Here is a 25,547-nt window from a genome sequence, read left to right on the forward strand (position 1 = left end):
GCCGTGCACCTCGCCCACTACCTCGGCCTGCTGCACCGCGCGCAGGTCAATCTGGCAGACGCTTTCCGGCAGGTCGGCGACGCGCACGCGGAGGAACCCGACATCCGCCACCTGTGTCAGCGGCAGGCAAAGCGCTGCGACGAATACGCCGAACAGCTCCAACCGTTCGCCGCCCGCTACGCCGAGGACGCGCCCGACGAACCCGACCGGCTGTACTCGCAGCTCTTCTCGGGCACCCGCACCGGCGGCATCGGCCTGCTGCGTGACCTACAGGACCTGTACCTGATGGCCGCCGAGTGCGACATCGCCTGGACCGTCGTCGGCCAGGCGGCGTACGGGGTCCGCGACCAGGATCTGCTCGCGGTGGTGCGGCGCTGCGAGGGGCAGACCGCCATCCAGCTCAAGTGGCTGCGTACCCGGATGAAGGCCGCCGCGCCCCAGGCGCTCGTCGTCGCCGACTGACCCGCGCCCGGCTCGACCGGAGCCGTTCTCCTCACACTGCCGGCAGGCGTGAGCGGGCTTCCTCGGGGTAGGAAGACGCACGGGTCAAGACATGCGCCCTCCAGCCTCCCGGGTGGCGTCTCGTGCCGCTGCGGGTGGCGTGGCCGTTGCGGAGCGGAGGCGTCATGTGGGAGACCGGCACATCTGGTGAGCGCGCGGACCGTCGACCGGACCGGCTCGGTGACCCGATCATGTCGTTGGCCCTGACCTGTGCGGGCTCGACGAAGCTGATCACCGTCTCCGGTGAGATCGACATGAGCAACGCACACCTGCTCACCGAGTTGGTGGCGTGCGCCTGCGACTCGTCGGCGCCGGTGGTCGCGGTGGACCTCTCCGCGGTGCGGTTCTTCAGCGCGCACGGAGTGAGCGCGCTGCTGCAGGCTCAGCACATCGCGGTGACCGCCGGAGCCGCGTTCATCCTGCGTGACCCCGCGCCGTGCGTCACCTACCTCCTCGCCACGTCCGGTGCCCTAGGGGACTTCCGGCTCAACCGGGGCGACGGACACCCTCCACGTCCGCGATCGACGGCCGTCGAGCTGGTGACGCCTGTGCGGGGCGATCCCCTGACCAGCGGCTGATCCTGGCCCGGGTCCTGCGCCGCAGCCAGGTCGACCGGGACAAGGCCGTGGGGCCTTGTGACAGCAACCCCGCAAGAGATAGATAGATTTGCATGTGTCTTTAGCTTCCGGTATGAAGGCTGCAAGCACGTTCGGTGCTGGTTCTTCGGGAGGAGCGACGATGAAACATGCCCTGCGCCGCCTACGAACGGTGGCCGTCGCGCTCGGCGCCGGCACACTCGGGCTGAGCTTGCTGTCGGTACCGGCCGCCGAGGCGTACTCGGTTCAACCACTCGCGCCGCAATCCCAGCGGGCACCCGAAGCAGACCAGTTCTCCGCCGAGGGCGTCACCACGGTCGGCGAACTCCGGACCATCGACGGCTCGCTGTCACACGCACAGGAGGGCGGGAAGCAGATCATCCGGCACCCCGGCGCGTCGTACGTCAAGGTGCACTTCAGCTCACTGCGCCTGGCCGACGGCGAGTACGTGACCGTGTCGAGCCCCGACGGTCGGGAGAGCTACCGGTACGACCGCCACCTGAACCGGGCGACCGGCGCGGACTACACCACCGACGGACAAGCAGGCTTCTGGGCGATGTCGGTGGACGGCGACACCGCTGTGGTGACGATGCACAGCAGCCGCTCCTCCCGCACCAGCGCCGCGACCATCGACCGGTTCTGGCGCGGCTACGACGCCACCGAGATCAAGCAGCACAACTTCACCACGCAGTCCGTCTGCAGCACCGACGCCCGGCGCGACGTGGTCTGCTACCAGAGCAGCCACCCCAACGAGTACGCCAAGGGCAGGGCGGTGGCGCGGCTGCTGATCAGCGGTGGCGGGATGTGCACCACCTGGCGGGTCGGCAACACCAACCGCATGCTGACGAACAAGCACTGCTTCTCGACGCAGTCCGCCGTCAGCGGCAGCGAGATGCAGTTCAACTACCAGTGCGCCACCTGTGGCGGCTCGAACCCGGGCGCCGGCACCAAGGTCAGCGGCGCCACCCTCTACAAAGTGAGCAGCGGCGGCTCCAGCCAGCTGGACTACACCCTGTACTCGGTGAACAACTTCGCCAACATCCAGTCGTTCGGCACCCTGTACCTGGCGACGACCGCCACCACCACCGGCACCCGGATGTACGTCCCGGGCCATGGCGACGGCAACCCGAAGCGACTGTCCATCTACGAGGACACCCAGAACGGCGCGACGTGCACGGTGAAGAACGCCAACTACAACACCTACAACATCAGCTACAGCTGTGACACCTCCGGCGGCAACTCGGGGTCGCCGGTGCTGAACGCCAGCCACCGGGTGATCGCCCTGCACCACCTCGGCGGTTGCCCGTCGAACCAGGGCGCGAAGGCGCACCTGATCTACAACGAGATCGCCAGTCTGATCGACAACGGCTGACGACCGACGTCACGAGGGCCCGGAGCCAGCTGGCTCCGGGCCCTCTTTCTGCCGTGCTCAGGGACTGGTGCAGGTGACGTTGCTCGGCGGGGTGGCGCCGTCGCCGGTGGCGGTGAACCCGAACGTGGTCGAGGCGTTCGCGCCCAACGTGCCGTTGTAGGCGGCGTTCCGCACGGTGACGCTACCGGTGGTGCCCGTGTTGGTGCCGCTCCACAGGCTGCTGATGGCCTGGCCGCCGGCCAGGGTCAGGCCCACGGTCCAGCCGTTGAGGGTCGTGGCCGTGGGGTTGGCCACCGTCACCTCGCCCTGGAAGCCACCGGGCCAACTGTTGACCGCCCGGTAGGTGGCGGCGCAGGTGCCCGGCTCGCCGGTCGGCGGCGGAGTGGTGGGTGGCGGAGTGGTCGGGGGCGGGGTCGTCGGCGGCGGAGTGGTGGGTGGCGGAGTCGTGGGTGGCGTGGTCGACTCGAACTGACTGAAGAACCGCCAGATCTCACCCGAGGTCCACGTCCGGGAGTCGTTCGGGCTGCCGGACCCGTCGACGGGGCTGGGGGTGTGGTCGCCGTCGAACGCCGCCCACTGCACCGGGTAGCCCGCTCGACATCCGGCGTACGCGGTGGTGATGTGGGTGAGGCTGCCTCGGCTCGGCTCGCGCGGGCTCTGCGCGGTGCAGCCGTTGTTGCGGACGAACGTGTCGCGCAGTTGCCGACCCTGCGAGATGTTCAGCACGCTGTCGAAGGTGCCGTGGATGCCGAAGTAGGCGACGGGTTGGGTGCCGCCGTTGCATCCGCTGAGGTTGGCACCGGACAGGACGGTGACCGCGCGGATGACGGTGGGCCGGGCGCAGGCCACCGCGTAGCTCATGGCCCCGCCGTAGCTCCAGCCCAGCGCGAAGCGTTGGGTCGTGTCGACGCAGAGGTCGTTCTCGATCTGTCGGGAGATGTCGTCGAAGAGAGTCAGGTCCCGACCGTTGGTGTTGGCCCAGCCGGCGTTGAGGCCCTGCGGCGCGACGAAGATCGTGCTGTTGTTCGACAGCGGCTGAAGCCCGTAGTAACCGGCCGAGGTGACGTTGTTGGCCGAGCCGTTCAACCAGTGGAACCCGAAGATCAGTCGGTAGGGGTGGTTCCGGTCGTACCCGTCCGGGATCCGCAGGTTGTAGGTACGGCTCTGTCCGCTGCTCTGGATCGTGCGCGTTCCGTTGGTCAGGGTGGGGGCCTTGCCGCAGCCGGCGGTGGCCGCGAGGGTCCCGTTGGTGGCGGCGACCGCTGTCGCACCGAAGCCGCCGCTCAGTGCGCCACCGGCGGTGGCCGCGAGGAGAAGTGCCGCGGCCATGATGGATGGGAGGAGATACCTACGTTTCAGCATTGCGTGGGCTCCTTGCCGTAGGGCCGTGTCGGCCGGCGACGGAATGCGGTCGCCTGGCATCGACTGGGGTGCCCGGACAGGTCACCGACCTGGGGCCGGCGGGAGAGGGCGTGCGGCGGCACGTCGTCGCGACTGGCTGCGGTGACCGGGAGCGTGCCCTTCACTCCCGGATGAAAGATAGCATGTTATCGATAACATCCTGAAGCGTTCGCGCCTCTCCGGGTCAGGGCGCAGGCGGTCGTGCCGCCCATTCGGCGGCCACCTCCTGCGGGTCACCGTTCATGAACAGCGGGGGCTCGTGCAGCAGGAAGTCGCGGTGGCTGATGTTCCAGGCGTACGCCCCGGCCATGGCGAAGGCCAGCACGTCACCCACGCCGATCGGCCCGGCGGTGGCCGACCGGGACAGCACGTCCTTGGGGGTGCAGAGCTGCCCGACCACGGTGACCGGTCCCCCGTCGGTACGCACCCCGTCGACACCACGTCGCCGGTGTACGCGGAACGGCTGCGCGTGCCCCTTCGCCGCCGGTGTACGCAGGTGGTGGGTGCCCCCGGCCACCACCACGAACCACTCGCCGTAGGAGCGCTTCACGTCGATGACCTCGGTGAGGTACGCCCCGCAGTAGGCGGTGACCGACCGGCCCGGCTCGATGCGCAGCCGCACCCCCGGGTGGGCGTCGAGGACGTCCGCGAGTGCCCGGCCGTAGCTGACCCAGTCGAATCGCGCCGCCGGGTCGGTGTAGTCGACGGCCATGCCTCCGCCGACGTCGACCTCGGCGGCACCGACCTCGGTGACCGCCCACTCGACCACGGCAGCGGCGACCGCACCGGCGAGAGGGGCGTCCAGCCCGCTGGCCAGGTGGGCGTGGATTCCGCGTACGTGGATGCCGGTGGGTGGTCTGCGGGCGCACTCGACCGCGTCCGCCGGGTCCATGCCGAACGGGCTGGGCCCGCCGCCCATGACCAGGCTCGCGCCGGGCGCCTCGACCGGCAGGTTCACCCGCAGCAGCACCTGGGCCGAGGTGCCCGAGGCGGTGGCCAGCGCGCCGAGTCGCCGAAGCTCGGCGGGCGATTCGACGTGGATGCGGTGCACCCCGGCGGCGAGGGCGGCGGCGAGGTCCGCGTCGGTCTTGCCCGGCCCGGCGTACGCGGCGGGGGGCCGCCCCGGCAGCGCCTCGGCCAGTCTGCGCAGCTCACCACGGCTCGCGGCCTCGAAGCCGTCGACGGCCGGGGCAAGGGTGCGCAGCACACCGGGGTCCGGGTTGGCCTTGACCGCGTAGAGCAGCTCCACCTGCTGGGGCAGCGCCGCCCGGATGGCCCGGGCCTGCGTGGCCAGCGCGTCGAGGTCGTGGACGTAGACGGGCCGCGTCACAGTGACCCGCCCAACGGGTTGGGCACCGGCACGAACGGCGCAGCCCGGTCCGCGTCGCGTCGCCACCGGACCAGCAGGTTCGCCTTGGCCGGCAGCGGCTCACCGTTCAGCAGCGCACGCAGCTCGGGTGGGTCGTCCAGGTCGGCGGCGACCGCCTCGACGACGGCCCGCAGCTCCTGCCACAGCCGCCGTTCGATTCCCGGTCGCGCGTCGGCGAGCGCCCCGCAGATACCACCGAGGTGATTGACGAACAGGCAGTAGACGATCCGGCGCCGGGCGTCCAGGGGGCCGTAACGGACCTGCGCGGGGACCCCCTCCGGCCAGGTCGCCCAACGGTCGGCGTCGAGTTTCACCCCCTCCAGGTCGCGCAGCAGCATGCGTACCGGGCGACGGTCGCGGTCGAGCACGACGACAACGTTCTGCAGGTGTGCCTCGTGCACGACGCCGTGGCTGAGCCAGCAGCGCAGCACCGCCGGCACCAGCAGCCCGACGTACGCCCGCCACCAGGCCACCGGGTCGGGTGTCACCAGTGGTGTGGCGGCCAGCGCCGCCGCGAGCATCGGGGTGTCGCCCGGGCGCAGGTGCGGGCGCAGGCCGCTGCGCAGGATCGTCCCATACGCCTCGTCCGGGCCGGGTGCGGCGACAGTGCGGTAGGCGGGTTCGGTGAGCAGCCCGACCCCGTCCGGCATCGGCACCCGCGCCAGCAGGTCGGTCAGGGCCACCGCGCCGGTGAGCTCGTAGCGGGCGTTCTTGCGCAGGCAGTTGGTGATCCGTACGTGCAGGCTGGTCTTGACGAACAGGTCGGCCGCCGGGGCGTAGAGGGTGCGGACGCTCGCCGTGGGCCGCACCGGCACGCCGGCCTCCCCCAGGTCCCGCAACCGGGGGTGCGTCGGCGGGATCAGTGACAGCTGCCAGGGATGCACCGGCAGGACGCGGTGCCCGTGCGGGGGCCGGGGCGGGTCGAGGGCGGCCACGAGCGCGTCGAACGGCCCGGCGCCGGCGACCAGGTCATCGGGTACGGCGAGCCAGTGCAGCCGGAACGACGTGCGCAGCTCCGGGGCGTACGCCCGCCAGCTCTCCGGGTCACCGCTGCGCCACTTCGGAGTGGGGTGGTGCGGGTGGCCGAAGACCAGTGACTGTTCGGAGTCGACGTACGCGTCGATGGCCGGTTCGCCGGTGGGCTCCGGGTTCTCGGTCGGCCGGTCGGCCAGAAGCCGGGCCACGGTGTCCCGGCTGGCCTGGACCTGCTCGACGAACTCGTCGTTGGCCAGGCCGGTGCGGGTGGTGAGTTCGGCCGCGACCAGGCTGGCGAGCCCGTCCGCGTCCAGGTCGACCCACCGTCCGTTGTCGGTACGCCGCTGCACCGGGCCGGTGTAGCGGTGCGCCCCGAGCGGCGAGTGTCGCGCGACACCGCAGCGCACCGTGACGCCGAGGTGCCGCAGCAGCAGATGCGCGGCACCGTCGACCACGCTCGGGCCGCCGTCCGGCGGGGTGAGTTCGCGGACCAGGCAACCGAAGACGGCGTGGGCGGTGGCCAGGTCGGCGAGCTGACCGGTGTCGGTGGCCGGGCGGGAGCGCAACTGGGCGCTCGTCATCGTGTCTCCCGGAGGTAGTTCGGGCCGGTACGCAGGTAGTACTTGTTGATGTCGGCGCAGCCCAGCCGCTGTTTGGGCAGCAGGGTGCCGGCGGTGAGCATCGCCTTGATGGGCAGGTGGCCGGCCCGTAGGACCCGGTCGGTGAAGGTTCGCGCCGCTGGCCCGTCACCCCACCGGTCGCGGGCGGCGGCGAGCCGGGGTGCCAGCGCCTCGGCGGGTGACGGCACGGGCAGCCCTCGGGCGGCAAGCGCGACCAGAGGTGCGGCGGCGGCCAGATGCAGGGTGATGGTGATGAACACGTCGGCCAGCTCGTGCGGGTCGCGCGCCCACATCCGGTCGTCGTCGAGGGTGAGCCCACCCGGGCCGCCGTGCCGCGGGTCGAGGCGGGCCCCGTCGTTGTCCTTGTAGAGCAGGCCGACAGTGCCGTCGGGGTGCACCAGCAGGTGGATGTTCTGCGGGTGCGCCTCCAGCGCGATCCCGTGGCGGAGCCAGAGGAAGACGTGCCAGTCGAGCAACAGGTCCAGATAGGACTCCAGCAGCGCCCCGGGCCGCTCGGGGCTGATCCGTTCGAGGACCGTTGCCGCGACCGGGTCGGGTGCGGCCAGGGCCGCGACCGGCACCACGTGGACGCCGGCCAGATCACCCGGGAATCGGCGCAGCAGGAAGCTGCGCCGCTCGTCGCCGCCGACGTGCGCCCAGGTGCTCTCGTCGACGTGCCGGATCCGCCCGGCGAAGGTTGGTTCGGCGTTGGCGATCCGGTCGAGCAGCGCGGCGACGGCCGCGCCGTCGGCGAGCGAGCCGGGGTGCAGCGTGCGCCGGTTGCCGGCGCCGAGGCTCGCGGTCGGCAGCGGCAGCTTGAGGTGCAGGTACGGGTGATCGTCGAGCGCCACCGTCCGCATGGAGAGGGTGGGCCGTACGGTGATCGCCAGCAGGTCCGTCACCGGTAACGCGTCGCGCTCGGCGGTGATCGGGTGCGCCGGCAGCAACAGGTGGTCCGGCCGCCGTGCGCGTGGCCACCAGGACGGGAGTTCGCCGGTGAGCTGGACGTCCTCGGCGGGGACGGTGTACCAGCGCAGCGCGAAACGCGGGGCGTGCTCCGGGGCGTACCGGAGAAGGTCGTCGTCTCCGAGACCGTGCCGGCACCGGTCGGTGGGGTAGACCGGGTGGCCGAGGTGGGCGGCGAGTACGTCGTCCAGGAGCGCCGCCGGCAGTCCCGTGGGGGTGGTGGCGCGTTCGGCGGCGACCTCGGCGAGCACCCGCGAGCGGTGTCGGGCCGCGAGCCGCCGGGCGCGCAGGTCGGCGCGGCACTCGACGCCGAAGTCCCGCCAGCCGGCCTCGGCCTCGGCGTTGCCCTGCGGGGTGAGCAACCTGAGCAGGCCTTCCACCGTGTCCGTGCGGTGGGTGTCGCCGCCGCTGTCGAGCAGCAGCATCATCGGTGCGGCGCTGCGCAGGGCCTGCTGGAACCCGTCCGCCCGGACCGGGATCCGCAACAGGCCGGCGGGGTGCGGTGCCTGCCACCAGTCGGGCCCGTCCGGTCGGCCGGTGCTGAGCAGACCGAGGTGATCCTCGCGCAGCAGGGCGTCGAGGACCCGGGTGAACACCTCCCGCTCGCAGTCGTCGCTCACTCGACGATGGTCCACTGGAGGTCGCCGCGGAAGGCGGCCAGCGACTGCCGGACCGCGCCCTCGTCGGGGCCGATCCCGTGCAGCACGGCGAGGTAGTCGCGGTTCGTGCCGGTGTGCTCGGCGGTGCGCCCCACCTCGCGCAGCGGATGGCAGCCCAGCCGGACATCATCATGGACGGTGTCCAGTCGGCCCGGCGCGGCGACCAGGCGGCCGGAACGATCCGCGCAGACGTACTCGACCTGGGCGTACCGGTCGACACTGGCGGGCAGGTCGAGGGCGGCCAGGGGCTCGCCGAGGTGCAGCCGGATGACGTGCTCGAACAGCGGCACACCGAGCAGCTCGGACAGGATCAGGTCCATTCGGTCGCCGATGAGCCGGTAGTTCACCTCGATCAGCCGGACCCTGCCGTCGGCGATGACGTACTCGGTGTGGCAGGCGCCGAAGCCGACCCCGAGCGCGTCGAGCCGCGCCCGAAGCTGGGTGGTCTCCGGCTCCGTCGGAGGCGACCAGGCGAGGCTCTCCTCGGTGAAGGTCGGTGGCAGCCCGAGGCCGGTGCGCCAGCCGCCGAGGGAGGCCAGCGCCGTGCCGTCGCCGAGGGTCTCGAAGGTCCGCAGCTCGCCGGGGAGGTACTCCTCCACCACCAGGGCCACGTCCGGCCGACGGCCACGGATCTCGGCGATCCGGGCGACCAGTTCGGCATGGTCGGCCACCAGGTACGCGTCCTCGCTGGCCACCCCCTCGCGGGGTTTGACCACGGCTGGGAACATCCCGTCCGGCACCTGCGGTGCGGCACCGGGATCGACGGTGACGGTGCGTACCAGATCGAGGCCCGCGGCCGCGATCACCCGGCGGGCCGCGGCCTTGTCCTTGCAGAGACGGGCGGCGTCGGGATCCTTGCCGGGCAGACCGAGCTTCCGTGCGGCGATCGCGGTGGCCTCCTGAAGGTGGTCGCTGTTGGACAGTAGCGCCACCGGTCGGGTCGGTGCCGTCGCCGCGACCACAGCGGCCGCGTCCCGGACCGCGCAGCGCGCCACCGGCACGCCCGCCGGCCACTCCGCCGGCCGGTCGGTCAACACGGTGACCGACAGCCCGAGCGACGCCGCCGCGGGGAGGAACCCCTCCAGCACGGCGTCGGTGGGGTTGAGCGCGGTCAGGTACAGCCGCATACCGCCTCCGTCGACTACGACGATGTCGTGATTAGGGTAGCCTACCCTTATTGGGCGGTTTTGGGGCGGTCTGCCCGGTAGAGCAGCCCGGCGGCGACCAGCCCACCGATCAGCACCGCGGCAGCGCCCGCCAACTGTCCCGTCTCCAGCGCCGCGGCGAAGGCGACAGTGACGGCCTCCCGCTCGGCCCCGTCGCGGGCGGCGGCCAGGGCGGCGGGAAACGATCCGGCACCGGCCAGGGCCGCCGGCAGCAGGGCGGCGAACCGGGCGTTCAGCACGGCACCCAGCACCGCGATGCCGAGACTGCTGCCGACCTCGGTCATGGTGCCGTCGACACCCGCGCCCGCGCCGGCCTTCTGCGCCGGGATGGCGCTCATCACGGCCTCGACGATGGCCGGGTTGGCCAACGCGCACCCGACACCCATCACGAGCAGCCCGGCCAGCAGCACCCCGTACCCGTCGGACGGGAAGAGGGTGATCAGCGCGAGACCGCCCGCGAGCAGCGTCATACCGATGGCGATGGCGGCGGCCAGGCCGAGCCGACGGATCACGACCGCGACCGCACCGCTGACGTTGAGCAGCACAATGGACAGCGCGAAGGGCGCCATCCGGAGACCGGCTTCCCAGGCGGGATAGCCGCGGACGAACTGCAGATGCTGGGTGAGCAGGAACAACGCGCCGGTGGCGCCGAACGTGATCAGCACGACCCCGGAGATCGCGCCCACGAACCGCCGGTCCTGGAAGAAGTGCATGTCCAGCATGGGGTGCGGGATCCGCCGCTCCCAGCGGACGAAGAAACCGAGCAGGAGTACGCCGACAGCCGCCGCCCCGAGCACCTCAGCCGACGTCCACCCGTGCTCCGGCCCGGAAATGATCGCCCAGACGACCGCGGTCAGGCCGGCGGTGGAGAGCGCCGCGCCCACCACGTCCAGGCGGCCACCGGCCGGGTCACGGGACTCGGGTATCAGCGCGCGAGCGACGAACAGGCAGACCAGCACGATGGGCACGTTGACCAGGAAGATCGCGCCCCAGGGCAGATGCGCGAGGATGGTGCCGCCGATCGGTGGCCCGACGGCGAAGCCCAGCGCGCTGGTGGCCGCCCAGATGCCGATCGCTCGGGACCGCTCGGTGGCGTCGAAGACCTGCATCGCGACCGCGAGCGTCGAGGTGATCAGCAACGCGCCACCGACACCCATGCCGGCCCGGGCCGCGATCAGTTGCCCGCTGGTGCTGGACAGCCCGGCGGCCAGCGAGCCGAGACCGAACAGGACGAGCCCGGTGAGCAGCATCCGACGACGCCCGTACCGGTCGGCGGCGCTGCCGGCGGTCAGCAGCAACCCGGACAGCACCAACGCGTACGCGTTGATCATCCATTGCACGTCGGCGGTGCTGGCGCCCAGCTCGGTGGTGAGCACCGGCACCGCCACGGTCAGCACTGTGTTGTCCAGCACCACCACGAGCTGCGCGACGCAGAGCACGGCCAGGATCAGCCACCGCTGCGGCAGTCGCGCCGAGGCCGTGGTGCCGCCGGCCGGCTCGGTGGTGTCGCTGGCCGGCTGAACTGTGGTCACGCCACGGCCTTCACGCCATCCACCGTCGGGTGCTCCGCCGTCGAGCCGACGGGACCGGGCCTGCGGGGGAATCGCCGCTGGTGGGCGAGGCCGAGGACGACACCCGCGGCCACCAGCACGATGGCCGCGATCGCGACCGGCGGGTAGCCGACCCCGTCGGCGGCCGCGAGACCGATGGACGAGGCCACGAACGAGCAGACCAGGCCAAACGACGACAGGACGGTGAAGTCGGTGCCACCGGTGTCGGGGCGCGAATAGTCCATGTTGACGGTGTAGAGCACCACGTTGGCGATGGTGTAGGCCACCATGAAGCAGCAGAGCGCGGCGACCGTCCCGCCCAGTGGGGCGCGACCGTTCATCAACGGCAGCAGCAGCAACGTCGACACCGTGAGTGCCACGCCGCCGACCACGAGCACGCCGCCGCGCCCGAACCGGCCGATGCCGAGCCCGGCGACCAGGCCCGCCACGATGGCCGGGACGCTGGTCACCACTCCGGTGACGACGCCGATGCGGCCCAACGACCACCCAGCGTCGACCAGGGCCGGCGTCACCAGTGCGTACGCCATCCCCGCCCCGACGTAGACCAGCGGCACCACGCCGAACGTCCACCACCGGCAGCCCGGCTGGCCGAACACCGACAGCAGCGCCCGGTAGGCGGTGCCGATCTTGGCCACCCGGTCGGTACGTGGAGGTTCCCGGAACCGCCACACGACCACCAGTCCGACCGCCGTCATCGCGGCCAGCAGACCGATCGCCGCCGCCCAGCCGAACTGGTCGTAGACCAGGACGCACGCGCCGCCGCCGAGCAGGTTGCCGAGGTAACTCGCGGCGACCTGGATCCCGTTACCGGTCCCCCGGCTCGACTCGGCGAGCATCCGGACCGCCACGGCGTCCACGGCGATGTCCTGCGTGGCGGAGAAGAAGACGTACGCGGCGCAGATCGCGACGATCGGGCCGAGCGCGTCGGCCGGGTCGGTGAACGGCAGCAGCGCCAGCAGAGCGAGCACCAGGGCGGTCTGGAGCACGAGCAACCAGGATCGGTAGTGGCCGCGGTGCCGCGAGCCGTACCGGTCGAGGATCGGCGCCCAGAGGAACTTGATGGGCCAGATCAGGCCGACGATCTGCAACAGGGCCAGCGTGTCCAGCGAGGTGCCGCCGTCGCGCAGGATGGCGGTCAGCCCGACGGTGATGAAGCCGACGCCGAGGTACTGCGTGACGTACAGCGCGGTCAGGGTGCCGAGCCGACCCTTCATGCGGCTTTCCAGTAGCCGAGGGAGGTCACCCGGTCCTTGTCGACACCCAGCGTTCGTCGGATGTGTCGGGTGATGCCACGGGTGGTGGCCGCCTCGCAGGCCACCCAGTAGTGCCCCGCGCCGCTGGTCGGCAGGGCCGCGCAGACCGTGTCGACGAGGTGTTGACCGTCGTCGCGCCGAGGCACCCAGGTGACGTCGTGGTGTGCCCGGGCCCGCAACGCGAGAGCCTTCTCGCCCTCGTGGGCGTACTCCAGCCACACCGTCGCCGGGATGTCGGCGCTGGCGTCGAGCAGGCTGTTCACCGCGGGCAGGGAGGCCGCGTCGCCGACGAGGTAGAGGTGCTCGGGCGCCGGGTCGGGCAGGTCGAAGGCGCTGCCCTGGACGGTCGCGCTGATGGTGTCGCCGACCTGGGCGGTGGTGGCCCAGCGGGCGGCGCAGCCGTCATGGATGGCGAATTCGAGGGTGAACCGGCCGGTGGAAGGGTCGGGGTCCACCAGGGTGTACGCGCGCTGGTGTGCCCGGCCGTCGTTGTCGAACCACAGCCGGATCCACATCGTGGGGTGCACCCCGCACGCCTCCAGCAGGCCGCCGCCGTCCAGGAGGAGCCGCTGATAGTGGCCGTCGATCGACTCGGTGCCCAGCACGGTCAACCGAAAGTCCCGGCCTCCCATGGCCTTGAGGACCAGGGCCTCCCAGTTCCGTTTCACGCACCCCTCCAGGTAAGGTCATCCTTGGTTAGGGGAGGTTAACCTAAGTCGCGCCCCGGATGGAACAGAGGACAGCGCCCGATGACGTACCTGGAGAAGATCGCCGGTCTCGGTGAGTTGTCATTGGTGACCGTCGACCCCGACCGGCACGCCGCCCTCCTGCACGGCTGGGTCACCCAACCTCGAAACTCGTTCTGGGGCATGGGTTCACACACCCTGGAACAGGTACGCGAGATCTACGCCTTCGTGGACAGTCTGCCGACGCACCACGCGTACCTGATCATGGTCGACGCGGAGCCGGTCGGCCTCTTCCAGACCTACCAACCCGAGGCGGACCCGGTCGGCGAGCGCTACCGCGTGCAGCCCGGTGACATCGGGATGCACCTGCTGCTCAGTCCCGACCGGCGCCTCGCCCGCGGCCTCACCAACGTCGTCGGCCCGGCCCTCGCCCGCTTCCTGTTCCGCGACCCGGCCGCCCAGCGGATCGTGGTCGAGCCGGACATCCGCAACCACCTCGCGCTGCGCCGACTGGAGATCGAGGGGTTCACCTTCGATTCGGAGATCGACATGCCGGACAAGCGGGCCCAGCTGGCGTTCCTGACGCGCGACCGGTTCGACGCGAACCACCCGACCCCGGCCTGAGCAGCCGCGCCAGCCTGAGCAGCCGCGCCGCGACATCGGTAGGTCTTCTGCCCGGCATGCTCAGTCGGCCTGCGGGGATCCGGTCGCGCCGGGCCGACCGTCCAGTGCGCTCAACTCGGCGGCCCGGGCCTGCTGGATCCGGCCGGCGAGCGCCTTCAGCTCCGGGCTGCCCCCGGCGGTCTGCTCTCCCCGGCACAGCACCACGGTCTGCGCGAGGTGCGCCCGCACCAATGCGGCGGCCCGGGACGGCACCTCGGTGTCGGGGGCGGCGCGCAGCTCGGCGAGGCCGGCGTCGGTGACCATGCCGGGCATCTGGTGCCCCTCGTGGATGTTCTGCTCCGGGACGTTGCCCGCGGCCAGCAGCCCGCGCAGGTCCCGCAACTCGGCCTGGTGAGCAGCCCGGAGGTCGTTGAGCACTGCCCGCAGCGACGGATCCGCCCCCGCCGACCGGCTGTCGACGTGGTCGATCAGCGCGAGCGCACCCTCGTTCATCGGGATGAGCAGTTGGATGAAGGCGTCATCGGTGCTGTTGAGCACCACCGACGCGGTCGGCGCCGGGCCGGCCGGCGGGGATGCGGCCGGCGGGGATGCGGTCTGGTCGGCGCGGCCCCAACCCTGACTGAGCCCGACCGCCACCGTCGTCACGACCAGTGTCGCGACGACGCCGACGATCCGCCCGGCGCGGCCACGGAACGCCGGGCGTCTGGTCGTGGTCGGCTGCTGATCCACCGGTGCGTCGCCGCTCAACGGGCGACCTGGAACGCGCGACCGACCACTGTCGCCTCGGTGCCGTTGCTGAACAACCCGGACCGGTCCTTGTCCGTGGCGGGCAGGCCGAACCACGCGTACCGCTGCACATAGGACAGTTGGCCGAGCATGGCGGTGGCCGCGGTGAGGAACGCCGCCTGCTGCTCCTGACCGGGGAACTGTGCGCCGCCGCTGTCGAAGCGGATCAGTGCGAACTCGGTCAGCCAGATCGGTTTGCGGTACCGCTGGTGGACGGCCTGGAGATACCGCCGGAGCTGGTCGACCGCGGTGCTGGTCGTGAAGTCGGCGCCGAACCAGTGCAGGGTGATGAAGTCGACGCGGTGGCCGCGGGCCTGGGCGCCAGTCATGAACCTGTCCAGCCAACCCTGCGGATCCGGCCCGCCCCAGGCGACCGCCGGGCTGCCCAGCCTGCTGCCCGTCGCCATCAGTTGCGGCCACAGGTCCAGCGCCTGCTCGACGGTCATGTTCGCCTGCTCGGGCATGTCCGGCTCGTTGAAGGTGAGCAGATCGGGCCCCGCCGCCCTGGCCCGGGCCAGTTCCGTGGCGGTGACGTTCTCCGCACTGCGGATCATGGGCACGAACGTCACACCGCGCGGCGTGCTGATTCCCGGGTGCTGGGTGCCCCAGGTGTAGTACCAGCCGGCCTTCGAGTTCGCCAACGCCTGACTGGCTCCGGCGAAGTTCCACACTCCGACGCCCTTGCGGGCGGAGCTGACCGCCGGGACGACCGGAGCCTTCGACGCGGGGCGTGCGCTCGGTGACGGTGCGACGCTCGGGCTGGCCACGGCGGTGGGCGCGGCGGGCGGCGGTGCAGCCCACGAGGGCGCTGGTGGGTCCTCCGGCAGGATCACCACCGCCATGGTGATGGCGAGAACTGCCGCTGCGACCCCGACGGCGAGGGACGGGACCAGGCCACGGGGACGGTTCACCGCGAGGTCGACGATGCTCGGGCCACCGCCGCCGTCGGAGGGCACACCGCCGGGCGGGGTCGTCCCGGCGGTGTGCCCGGCCGTCGGGCCCGGGGGGTGGTACCCGACGGCCTGCGCGGCAGCCGGGGGTGCGGCCGCGCTCGGAAAGTGGGCGTTCAGACCCGCCGGCAACGGCAGCATCGGCAGACCGGCAAGCAGCCGGTCGATCGGTAGGAGTGTGGAGCCCAGTCGCCCACAGAACGCGCAGTCGCGGACGTGTCGGGCCAGCCTCTTGCGCCACAGCGGGCTGGGAGTGCCGTCCCACTCGCCGCTCACGGCGCGCAGGTCCGGGCAACCGGGGCGGGCGCCGAGCGCGCGTACGACGCCCCGGGCGCTCTGGGTCTGCTCCTTCATCCGATGGATCCGCACGGCGACGTGCCCGGGTGACAGCCCCAGCGCGTCGGCGACCTCGGCGCGGGTGATCTCGCCGGTCTCCTCCAGCCACCACAGCGACAGCAGTTCCTGGTCGTCCGGGTCGAGCCAGCGGGTCGCCTCGGCGACCTCGCGTCGCTGGTCGGTGAGGCCAAGCCGGAGGATGGTCATCCCCGCGAAGTCGGAGGCCGGGTCGGGCACGTTGTGGATCGCGTCGAGCCCCGCGTCGCGGTTGAGCGCGAGCCGTCGGCGCTGTTCCCAGTCACGCACCTGACGGATGGCGATCGCCACCAGCCACGAGCGGTACGCCGCCGGGTCGTTGAGCGCGGGCAGGTACCGGATCACCCGTACCAACGTCTCCTGGACCACGTCGTCGACGTCGGCGTGACCGCGCAGCGCACGCCCGACGATGTTGTAGACCAGCGGGAGCGAGGCCGCGACGACGTCATCGAGGGCGCGCTGGTCGCCCTGTCGGGCCGCGACGACCAACCCGGCATCGGGTAGTGCTCGACCGGCTGACGACATGGGTGTCACTCCTTGTGTGCTCGTCCGCGCGGCACCCGCGCTGCGCGTTGACCGCCCTCAGGATCGGAGACTGGCAGCACCGGGCCGGATTACAGAATTCTCGGCTGCTGGCGGTGCGGATGCGATCCGGGGGCCTCGGCGGCGCATGAGGGGTGCCGAGGGCGGGTATGGTGCGGGGTGTCGGTGTCGCCGGGCGTTCGCCCGTGCACGAGGCACCTGATCGGGCGCCAGTGTGAGCGCCGCATGTCACGAGGTCGCACGGCGAGAGCCGGGGCCCGGACGCACTCCTCAATGGAAGACAGGAATCCTGCATGACATCGAACGACAACCCTCGACCGGCCCTGTTCCTCGCCACGTCGAACTCCGACGTGCTCGACGGGTCGATGGCGACCGTCGACGGCAGCGAGGAGGCCATGCTGCGGCTGCGCCATCCGTTCGCGGTGAAGCCGGCCCAGCAGGCCCCGATCGCCGGCGACGAGCCGGACCCGCAGGGCTGATCGGGGCCGTTCTCACCCGTTTCGAGCACCACCCACCTGCGCCGGATCGTACTTTCGGCTAGTAAACATTCAGTATTTCGGGTAGTGTCCGGGTCATCAAGTGAACGACATGACGCGGCGGCGAGGCCCGTGCTCGTGGCCTTGCGACAGCGCACCTTCGCCCGTACGTGCGCCCCGGCGTCAGCCGGTTCGGAGACCCCTTCCGGTCGACTCGATCGACGGGCAGTGCGGGAAGGACCACTCCCATGGCCATCATCGTCGACACCGCGACCAGCACCAGCATCGACCAGCGGTGCACTGAGCAGAGCCCGGAAGACCTCCTGGCCGCCCTGGCGGCGACGCCGGCCGACGACTCTCGCCGCCCAGCCCTGCGCGACCGCACCATCGAGGCGTGGCTGCCGCTCGCCCGGCACCTGGCCCGCCGCTACGGCGGTCGCGGCGCGCCGGACGACGACCTGGTCCAGATCGCCTCGGTCGGTCTGATCAAGGCCGTGGACAACTTCGACCACAGTCGAGGCGTCGACTTCGCCGGGTACGCCATCCCCACCATCATCGGCGAGATCAAGCGCTACTTCCGGGACCGCACCTGGGCGATCCGGGTGCCCCGCCGCCTCCAGGAGCTACGCCTGTCGATCAGCGCGGCCAACAGCGTCCTGACCCAGACCCTCGGTCGGTCGCCGACCGTGGCCGACATCGCGTCCTACCTTGACGTGACCGAGGAGATCGTGCTGGAAGGGCTGGAGGGCGCACGCGCCTACCGGGCCACGTCGCTGTCCACGCCGATCGGTGGCGAGGGCAGCCGGGAGCTCGGCGACACCCTCGGCGGCGACGACCACGAGTTCGACGTCGTGGAGATCAGGGTCGCCCTCGGCCCGGCCCTCGCCACGCTGCCGGAGCGCGAGCGCGAGATCCTGAGCCTGCGCTTCCACGGCAACCTGACCCAGTCCCAGATCGCCGACCGGGTCGGTGTCTCGCAGATGCACGTCTCCCGGCTGATCAACCGGTCGTTGGCCACGCTGCGTCGCCACCTCTCCGGCGACAACTCGTTCTGACCGTCGGCGTCGTCGACCGCTCAGAGTTGGACGACGTGACCCACCCGCGGCGGCGTACGACCCGCGAGGACGTCGGCCCAGGCCCGTTGCAGGGCCTCCGGCCCGACACCCACCTGAACGTCGAGCCACCCGCTGACCACTGCGGTGAAACGCTGCCAGGCCTCGGTGAACCGTTGGTCGAGCCCTTCGCGGCCCCAGTCCTGGCCGCGCTTGCGCATCTGGACCGGCGCGAAGAACACCTCCTCCGCGGCGGCGGCGTTCGGTGTCTGGTTGGTGAGCCCGACCGCGATGTCCCGGACGAGCCGGTCGCCGAGGTGCTGGCGCAGGGCGGCACGGGTCGAGGGCGCGCCGGACAGGTCGAGGTAGACGGTCGGGACCACGTCGAGGGCGCTGATGTCGTCGTACGGGACGACCTCGTCGTAGCAGCCGAGTGACCGGGTGAAGGCCAGGTTGCCGGGTGAGGTGAGCCCGACCAGGCGCGGCCCGCGACCGCGCAGCTCGAACGCGGCAGCGTACGCGGTCTTGCTCGACGCCGATGACACCAGCAGCGCCTCGGCACCGTAGAAGCCGTTGTCGACGACCTGGTCGGCCAGCATGAACGAGGTGAAGAACAGGGGCCGGAACAGGATCAGCAGGTCCTCCTGGTCGGCCTGGTACGCCGGGTCGCCGGTGGTCGACCGGTACGCGTTGTACGGCGACGGCAACTCGGCCCGGTGCGGGCTCGCGTCGCGGAACCCGGACGCGTCCACCCGGTCCGGCCGCACCACGAGGTGCCCCGCGGGAGGCAGGTAGCCATAGACCCGTTGCCCCACCTCGACACCGGCAACCGTCGAGGCGACCACCTCGGCGAAACCCCAGAGTGGCGGGAGGCCCCACTGCGGCCCGAGCCCACGGGCCGCCGGCGGAAAGAACTCCCAGTAGCGCATCGCGTCGCCGAGCACCGCGTAGGTCACGTTGTTGGCGGTGAGGCCGACGCGGTCCACCCGCAGCAGCGCCTCACCATCGGCCACCTCGGGCGTGGCGCCATCGACGAGCGTGCTCTGCCCGAGGTCGTCACGTGCGACGGCGAAGGTCCATGAGTCAGCCATGAGGTGACGCTAGACAGCGCCACAACCGGAGACAAGTGCACTGCGAGTGCAAAATCCCACTGCTGCGGTCAGTGGCGGTTCGCCGCGAGGTCACGGAGGTGCGCGAGCGGCAGGTGCGGCGGCCGCCACTCCACGAAGAGCGCCGTCGCGTCGTCCTGAAGCTGGTCGTCCTGGTAGCCGACGACGGCGCGTACCAGGCGACGCATCGTCTCCGGGCTGGGCAACCCGTCGTTGAGGGCCCGGTTGACGAAGTCAACCAGCCGGTCCAGCCCGAAGTGCTCACCGTCGGCGCTGCGCGCATCGGTGATGCCGTCGGTGTAGGCGAGGATCCGGTCGCCCGGGTGCAGATCCTCGACGTGCACCTCCGGGCGGCGTGGCGTCAGATGACCCAGGCCGAGCGGCAACGCGGTCGGCCCTGGCAGCTCACGGATGGCCTTGCCGTCGCGCAGCAACATCGCACCGGGATGACCCGCGTTGATCGCGCTCAGCCGGCCGGTCCGGCGGTCCAGTTCGAGGAGCAGCCCGGTCGCGAAGAAGTTCGGGTGCTCGGATCGCACCCACCGGTCGATGCTGATCGCCGTGTCGACCAGGTCGAGGCCACACCGGCGGGCGTTGCGGTACGCGCTGACGACCAGCGAGGCCAGGGTGCTCGCCTTGATGCCGTGCCCGCAGGTGTCGAAGAGCCCGACGCTGAGCACGTCGTCGTTGAGCGCGTAGTCGAAGATGTCGCCGCCGACGTCGTAGCACGGTTCGAGGATGGCGGTGATCACCAGGTCGTCGGTGGCGAAGGTCAACGGTGGCAGCAGACCCCACACGATCTCGGCCGCGACCTGCATCGGGAGCCGGCGACGCATCCGCTCGACCACGTCGCCGTAGAGCCGGCGGTTGACCAGGATCTGGGCGATGGTGACCGCCACCTCCCAGGCCGGCCCGTCCATCGCCTCGTCGGCGGCCGTCGGCGCCACGATCTCCAGCACGCCCATCCGCTCGCACCCGAGCAGCAGCGGCACCCAGACCCGGTCCGGATTGTCGGGCGCGCGCTGGATGGTGAGGTTGGTGAAGGCCCGGCCGGCGAGGGTCGTCTCGATCGGCAGTTCGTCCCGGTCGAGGCCCGCGCCGAGCAGAGGCACGAGCAGGGACTGCGTGTAGTCGGCCAGATAGAGCACCATCTCGCTGGCGTCGAGGGCGGGAGCCGCCTCGGCGATCAGCTGAGACAGCTCGTCCGGCCCGCCACGGGGCGCGTTGAGCTGAAGCCAGCGCACCACCTCGCCGACGTCGCCCACGCTCCACCTCCCCCGAGTCCTCCCCCGACCGCGGGAGCACGTAGTGCCAGCGTGAGGCTACCCTGCCCCACCCAGTTCATCAGTCGCGGTCACCGGCGGTGGGGCCTGCACCATGGCGCTGAGCAGCGCGGGCACCGACACGGTGGCGAAACCAACCCGGGCGTCACTTGCCCCGTACGGCACCCACAGCTCACCGTCGTGCACGAGTGCCCCACAGGAGTAGACGACGTTGGGAACGTACCCGTCCCGGTCGTTCTCGTCGGGTGCCAGGAGCACGCCGGGCAGGTGCGCGACGACCCGCTCCGGTCTGTGCAGGTCGAGCAGGAGCGCGCCGATCGCGTACCGGCGCATCGGCCCGACCCCGTGGGTGAGGACGAGCCAACCCGCGTCGGTCTCGATGGGAGACCCGCAGTTGCCGACCTGGATCAGCTCCCAACTCTCGCCCGGGGCGTGCAACGGGGCCGGAGCCTGCCAGCGGTTGTCGCTGTCCAGAGTGGTCAGACCGATGGTCTCGCCGTCGGCACGGCACAAGGCCAGGTGCCGGCCGCCGACGGTACGCGGAAACAGCGCGATCCCCTTGTTCCGGGCACCCGGCCCACGCATCGGGGTCATCTCGAAGCGGCGCAGGTCACTGCTGACCAGCGCACGGGTGGCGATGCTCCGGCCGTCGTAGGCGGTGTAGGTGGCCCGGTACACCGGCCCGGACTCGTCAACGAACCGGACGAACCGCGCATCCTCCATGCCGTTGCTCTCTGCCGGAGTGGCCGGCCAGAGCACCCGTTGGTGCAGGGCCGTGTCGGCGGGAAAGGCCGTGGCGTAGCTGCCGGCGTTGGTGCGACGCAGTTGTTCGAGGGTGCCCAAGCCGGTGCTGCGAGAGAGCAGATCGGGTGGCAGGTTGGCGAGCACCCGCTCGAAGGTGGCCTCGTCGTACCACTCGGGCAGGGCGTCGAGCACCGTGGCCGCGACCTCGTTGTCGCAGTCCTCCTCGGCCAGGCCGGCGACGAGCAGGTCCCGACGGTGCTGTACGCCCACCCGCTGCCCGACGGCCAACGGGCCGGACCGGTCGGCGACCGTGAGCTGCCGCCCTGGTCCGATGACCGCGGTGGCGAACCCGATGGAGGACACGTGCCCCTCCCCGACCTGGCGCAGGCTGACGGCGACACGAAGTTGCCCGGTGCCGAGTTCGGTCTGGTCCGGGTGGGCCACCATCGACGGGTTGCAGAGGGCGGCGGCCTCGACGGCGTACTCGTGGCTGAAGTAGGCGCCGACCAGCAGCCGGCTGCTCGGCGAGAGGTCCCGGGCCCGCGCGGCCCGGTGCCGGACCAGGTCGTAGTGGTGGTGGAACGTGCCGGCCAGGTCGCGGTGCCGGGCGCCGAAGCGGTCGAAGGTGTCCCGCAGCAGCCGGCCGGTCTCCTCGTCGCCGAGGCGCGCGACCCGGTCGATGAGTGCCCGCGCGCGAGTGCGTACCACCGCGGCGTCCTCACCCGGGACGAAGAGCTTGATGATGACCCGGCGCGGGTCCGGGGTGAGGGTGACGTCCTGACGGACGGCCAGACTCGGGGTCACGACCACCGCCGGGCGTGCTGGAGGGTGGAGATGAGCGCGAGGGTGGACTCGGCGCCCTGGTTGAGGTTGTGCCCGTGCGCGGTCAGCCCGTCGTAGCCACCGCCGGTCGCCGGATCCCACATCGGGGTGCCGAGGTCGTTGTCACCGAGGAACCACCCGACCGACTGCCGCACGCCGGCGTCCCACCCGGGGTCCCCGGTGACAGTGGCAGCCGTGGCGCAGGCGTCCGCGAAGGTGGCGACCTCGATCGGCTGCTGGTCGTGGTGCAGTCGTACGGCGCCGCGCCGCCACCCCCCTGCGGGTACGACCGACAACCGCCCGTCGCGGAGCTGGGTCTGGTGCAACCAGGTCAACATCCGCAGGCCGTCGTAGAGAGGTGGACCACCCTCGCGAAGCTGGCTGGCGGCGATGACCACCTCTGCGAGGGCCGCGTTCGCGTAGGTCAGCTCCTGCCGTGGCCACGGCCACCGCGGGTCGGACCCGGCCGGGCCGACAGTGCTGGCCGCGTCCGCGAGCAGGGATGCCGCGGCGACGTGACCCGGGTGACGGCGGAGCACCTCGGCCGCGCCCAGACCGGCGAACGCCATCGCGTGCGGTGCCTTGGCGCGCCGGGTGGCACCCCGGCTGAACGCCACCAGCGCCTCCTCCCGTATCCAGGGCGCGGAGCTGCGGGCGACGGCAGTGCCCAGGCCCCACAGCGCCCGACCCCACCAGTCGCCGAGCCCTGGTTCGTCGGCCCAGCGCCGGTCGTGCCCGAGTCGGTTGTGGAACGCGCCGTCGGTGTCCTGCGCGTGGGTCAGGAACGCCAGGTAGCGCTCCGCGAGCCGGAGCAGCTCGTCGCTCGGCTCCGGCTCGCGGCTGACGACCACCAGGCCGCGAGCCACGTCGTCGGTGCAGTAGCCGTGCTCGCGGCGGACGATGGCGTGCCGGGCATGCTCGAACAGACCGGTGTCGTCACTCAGCCGTGCCAGGTGCGCGAAGCTCGGCGGGGGCGCCGTCACCCAGCGCTCACCCGTCGCGGTCCGGGGGTGTCCGGTGGTCGCCGTCACGCCGGCACGGGGCTGGCGGTGGGCGAGCGGGCGGCCAGGAGGTCTTCGGCGAGGGTGCCGTAGCGGGCCGCCACCGCCGGCCAGCGCAGGTCTGCGGCCAGCGGGCGGACCCGCCCGGCCAACCGGGCGGCCAGGCCCGGCTCGGTCAGGACCCGCCGGATCGCCTTGGCCAGCGCCGCCGGGTTCTGATGGGGTACGACCAGACCGGGCCCACCGGTCAGCAGCTCGACGGCGTGCGGGAACGCCGTCGCCACGACGGGCACCCCGGCGGCCACCGCTTCGATGAGGACACCGGAGGTGACCTGTTCGCGGGAGTCGTAGGGCAGGACGACCACGTCGGCGGAGCGGATCAGCCGACCCAGTGCCTCCTGGTCGTGGTAGATGTCCTGATAGTCGACGGCGTGCGCGACACCCAACTGGGCACCGAGCTGGTGCAACCCGGCCCGGTACGCCTCACCGTGGTGCTCGATCACCTTCGGGTGGGTCCGTCCGGCGACCGTGTAGGTCGGAGTCGGTTCCAGATCCTGCAACCGCGCGAGGGCCCGCAACGACCACTCGATGCCCTTGCCCGGGCCGATCAGTCCCCAGGTCAGCAGGTGCGGGCGGGCACGCCGGTCGACGGGCACACCGGCAAGCTCGGCGGCGCCGTGCGGGATGACCGTCACCTTTCCCGCTGGCACTGCGTACCCGACGAGCAGCCGGTCCCGGGCGGTGTCGGTCATCGTGACGACCGCCCCGGCGGTGGCCACGATCTGCTCCAGCAGGGATTTCTGCCGGGCGGAGGGCTGGCTGAGGACGGTGTGCAGGACCACGATGCTCGGCACGCTGAGGCGCCGCAGCAACGGCAGGACCTCCTCGCCGTCGGTGCCGGGATAGATGCCGTACTCGTGCTGGACGATCGCCACGTCGTACGCGTTGAGGGCGGCCGCCGCGTCCCGCCAGCCGGACGGGTCCCGCGCCGACCAGGTGTGCACGACCCCTGGGGTGGGCCGTTGGTCGTCGCCGTGATCGGTGACCCGGACGATGCCGCCGTGGGTGCCGTCGGCGGTGAGCTGGGCGGCGAGGGCGGCGTTGAACGTGGCCAGGCCGCACCGGGTCGGTGGGTGGGTGCTGAGGAAGCCGTAGCTGGGCATGAACGTCGTGCCTTCCGGTTGTCGGCCCACCACAGGAGTACGCGGTGAGCCTCACGCGGGAACGGCGCACGCCGGTCAGCGTGTGTGACCGGCGGAACGAAGAGGTGTGCGGCTCAGTCAGTTACGAACGAGCTGGTCGTAGACCGCGAGATAGTCGGTGACCATCCGGTCGGCGCTGAAGCGCTTCAAAGCCTGCGCCCGACACTCCGCCCGATCGAGGTCGGCGGCCCGGGTGATCGCCTCGACTGCCTGGTCGACGGTGTGGACGAGGAGGCCCGTCACCCCTTCGTCGACCACCTCGGGCATGGACCCCCGTCGATAGGCGACGACCGGGGTGCCGCAGACCATCGATTCCACGACCGACAGCCCGAACGGCTCGTCGAAGGCGATCGGGTGCAGCAGCGCGGTGCTCTCGCCCAGCACCTCGGCACGCCGTTGCGGGCCCACCGACCCGAGGAAGACGACCTGGTCACCGTCGATGTGCGGTGCCACCTCTTCGGCGAAGTACCGCTCGTCCTGCACGATCCCGCAGATGGTCAGCGGCCGGCCGGCGCGGCGGGCGATCTCGATAGCGGTGTGGGTGCCCTTGTCCGGGTGGATCCGGCCGAAGGCGGCCAGCCCGGGGCTGGCCTTGTCGGTGAACGGCAGACCGCCGACGTCGACGCCGTGGTAGACCGTGGCAACGTAGTCGAGCTCCGGTGCCCGGTCGGCGTCGGAGATCGACACGTACGACGATCGGGCTCGGCCGTAGGCGGGCAGGATCCCCGCGCCGGAGAAGCCGTGCACCGTGGTCAGCAGCGGTGCCCGGCAGTGTTCCGCGAAGGCCAGCGGCAGCCAGTCCAGGTGGCTGTGCACCACGTCGAACTGCGCCGAGCGGGCCATCGCGTGGGAGACGTGCATCGCCTCCCACACCCGACCGTCCAGGTCGGGGTCGTCCGCGTACCCCCGTGGGCAGACTCCGTCGAGCTGGGCGGAGGTGACGGAATCCAGTGTCGCGAAGAGCGTCACGTCCACGCCGCGGCTGACCAGCCCCTCGGCGAGCAGGCCGGTCACCTGCTCCCACGGCCCGTAGTGGTGCGGGGGCGTACGCCAGGCGACCGGTCCGAGCAGCGCAACCCTCAAGGGGAGGACGCGTCGACGAGATCAGCTGGGTTGAGGTGCAGGGTGGCGAGCAGCCCGGAGTGCTTCGCCGGGTCCACGCGCTCCGGCAGCTCGCGCTCGACCCAGTCGGCCCGGGCCTGCTGGCCCCGGTCGCGAAGTGCGGTGACGATCCTGTCCCTGGCGATCCTCATCTGGTGCTCCCCCTGGTTGGGTGTTCAAAATGATCATTCGCACGGACAGTGGTGTGCATGCGTGCGTCGGATCCGGACCACCAACTGTTCCGACCGCGATGACGGCGGAACCCGACAGCCGGCACGTGCTCGGCGATCGGCCGACACGGCCAAAGAGTCGCGGCGACGGGGATGACGATCGGTAACGCCCCTGAT

General features: G+C 71.6%; 23 protein-coding genes. 6 read left to right on the plus strand and 17 right to left on the minus strand.

Annotation, left to right across the window (positions count from 1 at the left end):
- Window positions 1–3: 3 nt before the first annotated feature.
- The 3 genes from KBX46_RS10985 to KBX46_RS10995 all read left to right on the plus strand — a co-directional run bounded on the left by KBX46_RS10985 (window position 4) and on the right by KBX46_RS10995 (window position 2,469).
- The gene (locus KBX46_RS10985) at window positions 4–462 is read left to right on the plus strand and encodes a hypothetical protein (protein WP_210792418.1); all 459 of its coding nucleotides are present in this window, start codon (window positions 4–6) and stop codon (window positions 460–462) included.
- A gap of 164 nt (window positions 463–626) precedes the next feature.
- Window positions 627–1,079 (plus strand): STAS domain-containing protein, encoded by a 453-nt coding sequence (locus KBX46_RS10990; RefSeq protein WP_210792419.1) that lies wholly within the window; start codon window positions 627–629, stop codon window positions 1,077–1,079.
- A gap of 160 nt (window positions 1,080–1,239) precedes the next feature.
- Window positions 1,240–2,469 (plus strand): serine protease, encoded by a 1,230-nt coding sequence (locus KBX46_RS10995; protein WP_210792420.1) that lies wholly within the window; start codon window positions 1,240–1,242, stop codon window positions 2,467–2,469.
- 57 nt (window positions 2,470–2,526) lie between these two features.
- On the opposite strand, the gene KBX46_RS11000 is transcribed toward KBX46_RS10995, so the two are convergent.
- From KBX46_RS11000 to KBX46_RS11035, 8 genes are all read right to left on the minus strand, one after another.
- Window positions 2,527–3,831, minus strand: a complete 1,305-nt coding sequence (locus KBX46_RS11000; protein ID WP_088951343.1) for a cellulose binding domain-containing protein — start codon at window positions 3,829–3,831, stop codon at window positions 2,527–2,529.
- 223 nt (window positions 3,832–4,054) lie between these two features.
- On the minus strand, window positions 4,055–5,200 hold the full coding sequence (locus tag KBX46_RS11005; RefSeq protein WP_210792421.1) for an alanine racemase: 1,146 nt from the start codon (window positions 5,198–5,200) through the stop codon (window positions 4,055–4,057).
- Entirely contained in the window at window positions 5,197–6,795 is a 1,599-nt protein-coding gene (locus KBX46_RS11010; RefSeq protein WP_210792422.1) for an IucA/IucC family siderophore biosynthesis protein, read from the minus strand. The genes KBX46_RS11005 and KBX46_RS11010 overlap by 4 nt, the downstream gene beginning before the upstream one ends.
- On the minus strand, window positions 6,792–8,420 hold the full coding sequence (locus KBX46_RS11015; protein WP_210792423.1) for an IucA/IucC family protein: 1,629 nt from the start codon (window positions 8,418–8,420) through the stop codon (window positions 6,792–6,794). The genes KBX46_RS11010 and KBX46_RS11015 overlap by 4 nt, the downstream gene beginning before the upstream one ends.
- On the minus strand, window positions 8,417–9,586 hold the full coding sequence (locus tag KBX46_RS11020) for an acetyl-CoA carboxylase biotin carboxylase subunit family protein (RefSeq protein WP_210792424.1): 1,170 nt from the start codon (window positions 9,584–9,586) through the stop codon (window positions 8,417–8,419). Before KBX46_RS11020 ends, KBX46_RS11015 begins: the two co-directional genes overlap by 4 nt.
- Before the next feature lie 47 nt (window positions 9,587–9,633).
- Window positions 9,634–11,157, minus strand: a complete 1,524-nt coding sequence (locus tag KBX46_RS11025; protein ID WP_210792425.1) for an MFS transporter — start codon at window positions 11,155–11,157, stop codon at window positions 9,634–9,636.
- A complete protein-coding gene (locus KBX46_RS11030) occupies window positions 11,154–12,410 on the minus strand; it encodes an MFS transporter (RefSeq protein WP_210792426.1) in 1,257 nt (418 codons plus the stop codon). Before KBX46_RS11030 ends, KBX46_RS11025 begins: the two co-directional genes overlap by 4 nt.
- A complete protein-coding gene (locus tag KBX46_RS11035; protein WP_210792427.1) occupies window positions 12,407–13,117 on the minus strand; it encodes a siderophore-interacting protein in 711 nt (236 codons plus the stop codon). The genes KBX46_RS11030 and KBX46_RS11035 overlap by 4 nt, the downstream gene beginning before the upstream one ends.
- Before the next feature lie 81 nt (window positions 13,118–13,198).
- Between KBX46_RS11035 and KBX46_RS11040 the strand changes: the two genes are divergently transcribed.
- A complete protein-coding gene (locus tag KBX46_RS11040; protein ID WP_099850198.1) occupies window positions 13,199–13,759 on the plus strand; it encodes a GNAT family N-acetyltransferase in 561 nt (186 codons plus the stop codon).
- Window positions 13,760–13,819: 60 nt separating this feature from the next.
- On the opposite strand, the gene KBX46_RS11045 is transcribed toward KBX46_RS11040, so the two are convergent.
- Both KBX46_RS11045 and KBX46_RS11050 read right to left on the minus strand, forming a co-directional pair.
- Window positions 13,820–14,506 (minus strand): DUF305 domain-containing protein, encoded by a 687-nt coding sequence (locus tag KBX46_RS11045; protein ID WP_247667356.1) that lies wholly within the window; start codon window positions 14,504–14,506, stop codon window positions 13,820–13,822.
- Window positions 14,503–16,392, minus strand: coding sequence for a sigma-70 family RNA polymerase sigma factor (locus tag KBX46_RS11050; RefSeq protein WP_210792428.1), 1,890 nt, complete (start codon window positions 16,390–16,392; stop codon window positions 14,503–14,505). The genes KBX46_RS11045 and KBX46_RS11050 overlap by 4 nt, the downstream gene beginning before the upstream one ends.
- 311 nt (window positions 16,393–16,703) lie before the next feature.
- Between KBX46_RS11050 and KBX46_RS11055 the strand changes: the two genes are divergently transcribed.
- Both KBX46_RS11055 and KBX46_RS11060 read left to right on the plus strand, forming a co-directional pair.
- Window positions 16,704–16,889, plus strand: coding sequence for a hypothetical protein (locus KBX46_RS11055; RefSeq protein ID WP_210792429.1), 186 nt, complete (start codon window positions 16,704–16,706; stop codon window positions 16,887–16,889).
- 245 nt (window positions 16,890–17,134) lie between these two features.
- Entirely contained in the window at window positions 17,135–17,941 is an 807-nt protein-coding gene (locus tag KBX46_RS11060) for an RNA polymerase sigma factor SigF (RefSeq protein WP_210792430.1), read from the plus strand.
- Window positions 17,942–17,961: 20 nt separating this feature from the next.
- Here the strand turns inward: KBX46_RS11060 and KBX46_RS11065 are convergent, their stop codons facing one another.
- The 7 genes from KBX46_RS11065 to KBX46_RS11095 all read right to left on the minus strand — a co-directional run bounded on the left by KBX46_RS11065 (window position 17,962) and on the right by KBX46_RS11095 (window position 25,352).
- Complete coding sequence (locus KBX46_RS11065) at window positions 17,962–19,029, minus strand: DUF2855 family protein (protein WP_210792431.1); 1,068 nt, start codon at window positions 19,027–19,029, stop codon at window positions 17,962–17,964.
- A gap of 68 nt (window positions 19,030–19,097) precedes the next feature.
- The gene (locus KBX46_RS33110) at window positions 19,098–20,312 is read right to left on the minus strand and encodes a PP2C family protein-serine/threonine phosphatase (protein ID WP_308159454.1); all 1,215 of its coding nucleotides are present in this window, start codon (window positions 20,310–20,312) and stop codon (window positions 19,098–19,100) included.
- A 57-nt stretch (window positions 20,313–20,369) separates the two neighbouring features.
- Complete coding sequence (locus KBX46_RS11075) at window positions 20,370–21,878, minus strand: glycoside hydrolase family 130 protein (protein ID WP_210792432.1); 1,509 nt, start codon at window positions 21,876–21,878, stop codon at window positions 20,370–20,372.
- Window positions 21,875–22,927, minus strand: a complete 1,053-nt coding sequence (locus KBX46_RS11080; RefSeq protein WP_210792433.1) for a glycosyltransferase — start codon at window positions 22,925–22,927, stop codon at window positions 21,875–21,877. The genes KBX46_RS11075 and KBX46_RS11080 overlap by 4 nt, the downstream gene beginning before the upstream one ends.
- A complete protein-coding gene (locus KBX46_RS11085) occupies window positions 22,924–24,060 on the minus strand; it encodes a glycosyltransferase (protein ID WP_210792434.1) in 1,137 nt (378 codons plus the stop codon). The genes KBX46_RS11080 and KBX46_RS11085 overlap by 4 nt, the downstream gene beginning before the upstream one ends.
- Window positions 24,061–24,177: 117 nt before the next feature.
- Window positions 24,178–25,182 carry a glycosyltransferase family 4 protein gene (locus KBX46_RS11090; protein WP_210792435.1) on the minus strand — a complete coding sequence of 335 codons (1,005 nt, stop codon included), beginning with the start codon at window positions 25,180–25,182 and terminating at the stop codon, window positions 24,178–24,180.
- A complete protein-coding gene (locus KBX46_RS11095) occupies window positions 25,179–25,352 on the minus strand; it encodes a hypothetical protein (protein WP_172862148.1) in 174 nt (57 codons plus the stop codon). The genes KBX46_RS11090 and KBX46_RS11095 overlap by 4 nt, the downstream gene beginning before the upstream one ends.
- Window positions 25,353–25,547: the final 195 nt, after the last annotated feature.

The organism is Micromonospora sp. C81 (assembly GCF_018070425.1).
Taxonomy (GTDB): Bacteria; Actinomycetota; Actinomycetes; order Mycobacteriales; family Micromonosporaceae; genus Micromonospora; species Micromonospora zamorensis.

What these genes read in the sequence shown, in the direction of transcription:
- KBX46_RS10990 (WP_210792419.1), top strand. Translation starts at nt 627, where the DNA reads ATGTGGGAGACCGGCACATCTGGTGAGCGCGCGGACCGTCGACCGGAC.
- KBX46_RS10995 (WP_210792420.1), top strand. Translation starts at nt 1,240, where the DNA reads ATGAAACATGCCCTGCGCCGCCTACGAACGGTGGCCGTCGCGCTCGGC.
- KBX46_RS11000 (WP_088951343.1), bottom strand. Translation starts at nt 3,831, where the DNA reads ATGCTGAAACGTAGGTATCTCCTCCCATCCATCATGGCCGCGGCACTT.
- KBX46_RS11010 (WP_210792422.1), bottom strand. Translation starts at nt 6,795, where the DNA reads ATGACGAGCGCCCAGTTGCGCTCCCGCCCGGCCACCGACACCGGTCAG.
- KBX46_RS11020 (WP_210792424.1), bottom strand. Translation starts at nt 9,586, where the DNA reads ATGCGGCTGTACCTGACCGCGCTCAACCCCACCGACGCCGTGCTGGAG.
- KBX46_RS11030 (WP_210792426.1), bottom strand. Translation starts at nt 12,410, where the DNA reads ATGAAGGGTCGGCTCGGCACCCTGACCGCGCTGTACGTCACGCAGTAC.
- KBX46_RS11040 (WP_099850198.1), top strand. Translation starts at nt 13,199, where the DNA reads ATGACGTACCTGGAGAAGATCGCCGGTCTCGGTGAGTTGTCATTGGTG.
- KBX46_RS11050 (WP_210792428.1), bottom strand. Translation starts at nt 16,392, where the DNA reads ATGTCGTCAGCCGGTCGAGCACTACCCGATGCCGGGTTGGTCGTCGCG.
- KBX46_RS11055 (WP_210792429.1), top strand. Translation starts at nt 16,704, where the DNA reads ATGACATCGAACGACAACCCTCGACCGGCCCTGTTCCTCGCCACGTCG.
- KBX46_RS11060 (WP_210792430.1), top strand. Translation starts at nt 17,135, where the DNA reads ATGGCCATCATCGTCGACACCGCGACCAGCACCAGCATCGACCAGCGG.
- KBX46_RS11065 (WP_210792431.1), bottom strand. Translation starts at nt 19,029, where the DNA reads ATGGCTGACTCATGGACCTTCGCCGTCGCACGTGACGACCTCGGGCAG.
- KBX46_RS11085 (WP_210792434.1), bottom strand. Translation starts at nt 24,060, where the DNA reads ATGCCCAGCTACGGCTTCCTCAGCACCCACCCACCGACCCGGTGCGGC.
- KBX46_RS11095 (WP_172862148.1), bottom strand. Translation starts at nt 25,352, where the DNA reads ATGAGGATCGCCAGGGACAGGATCGTCACCGCACTTCGCGACCGGGGC.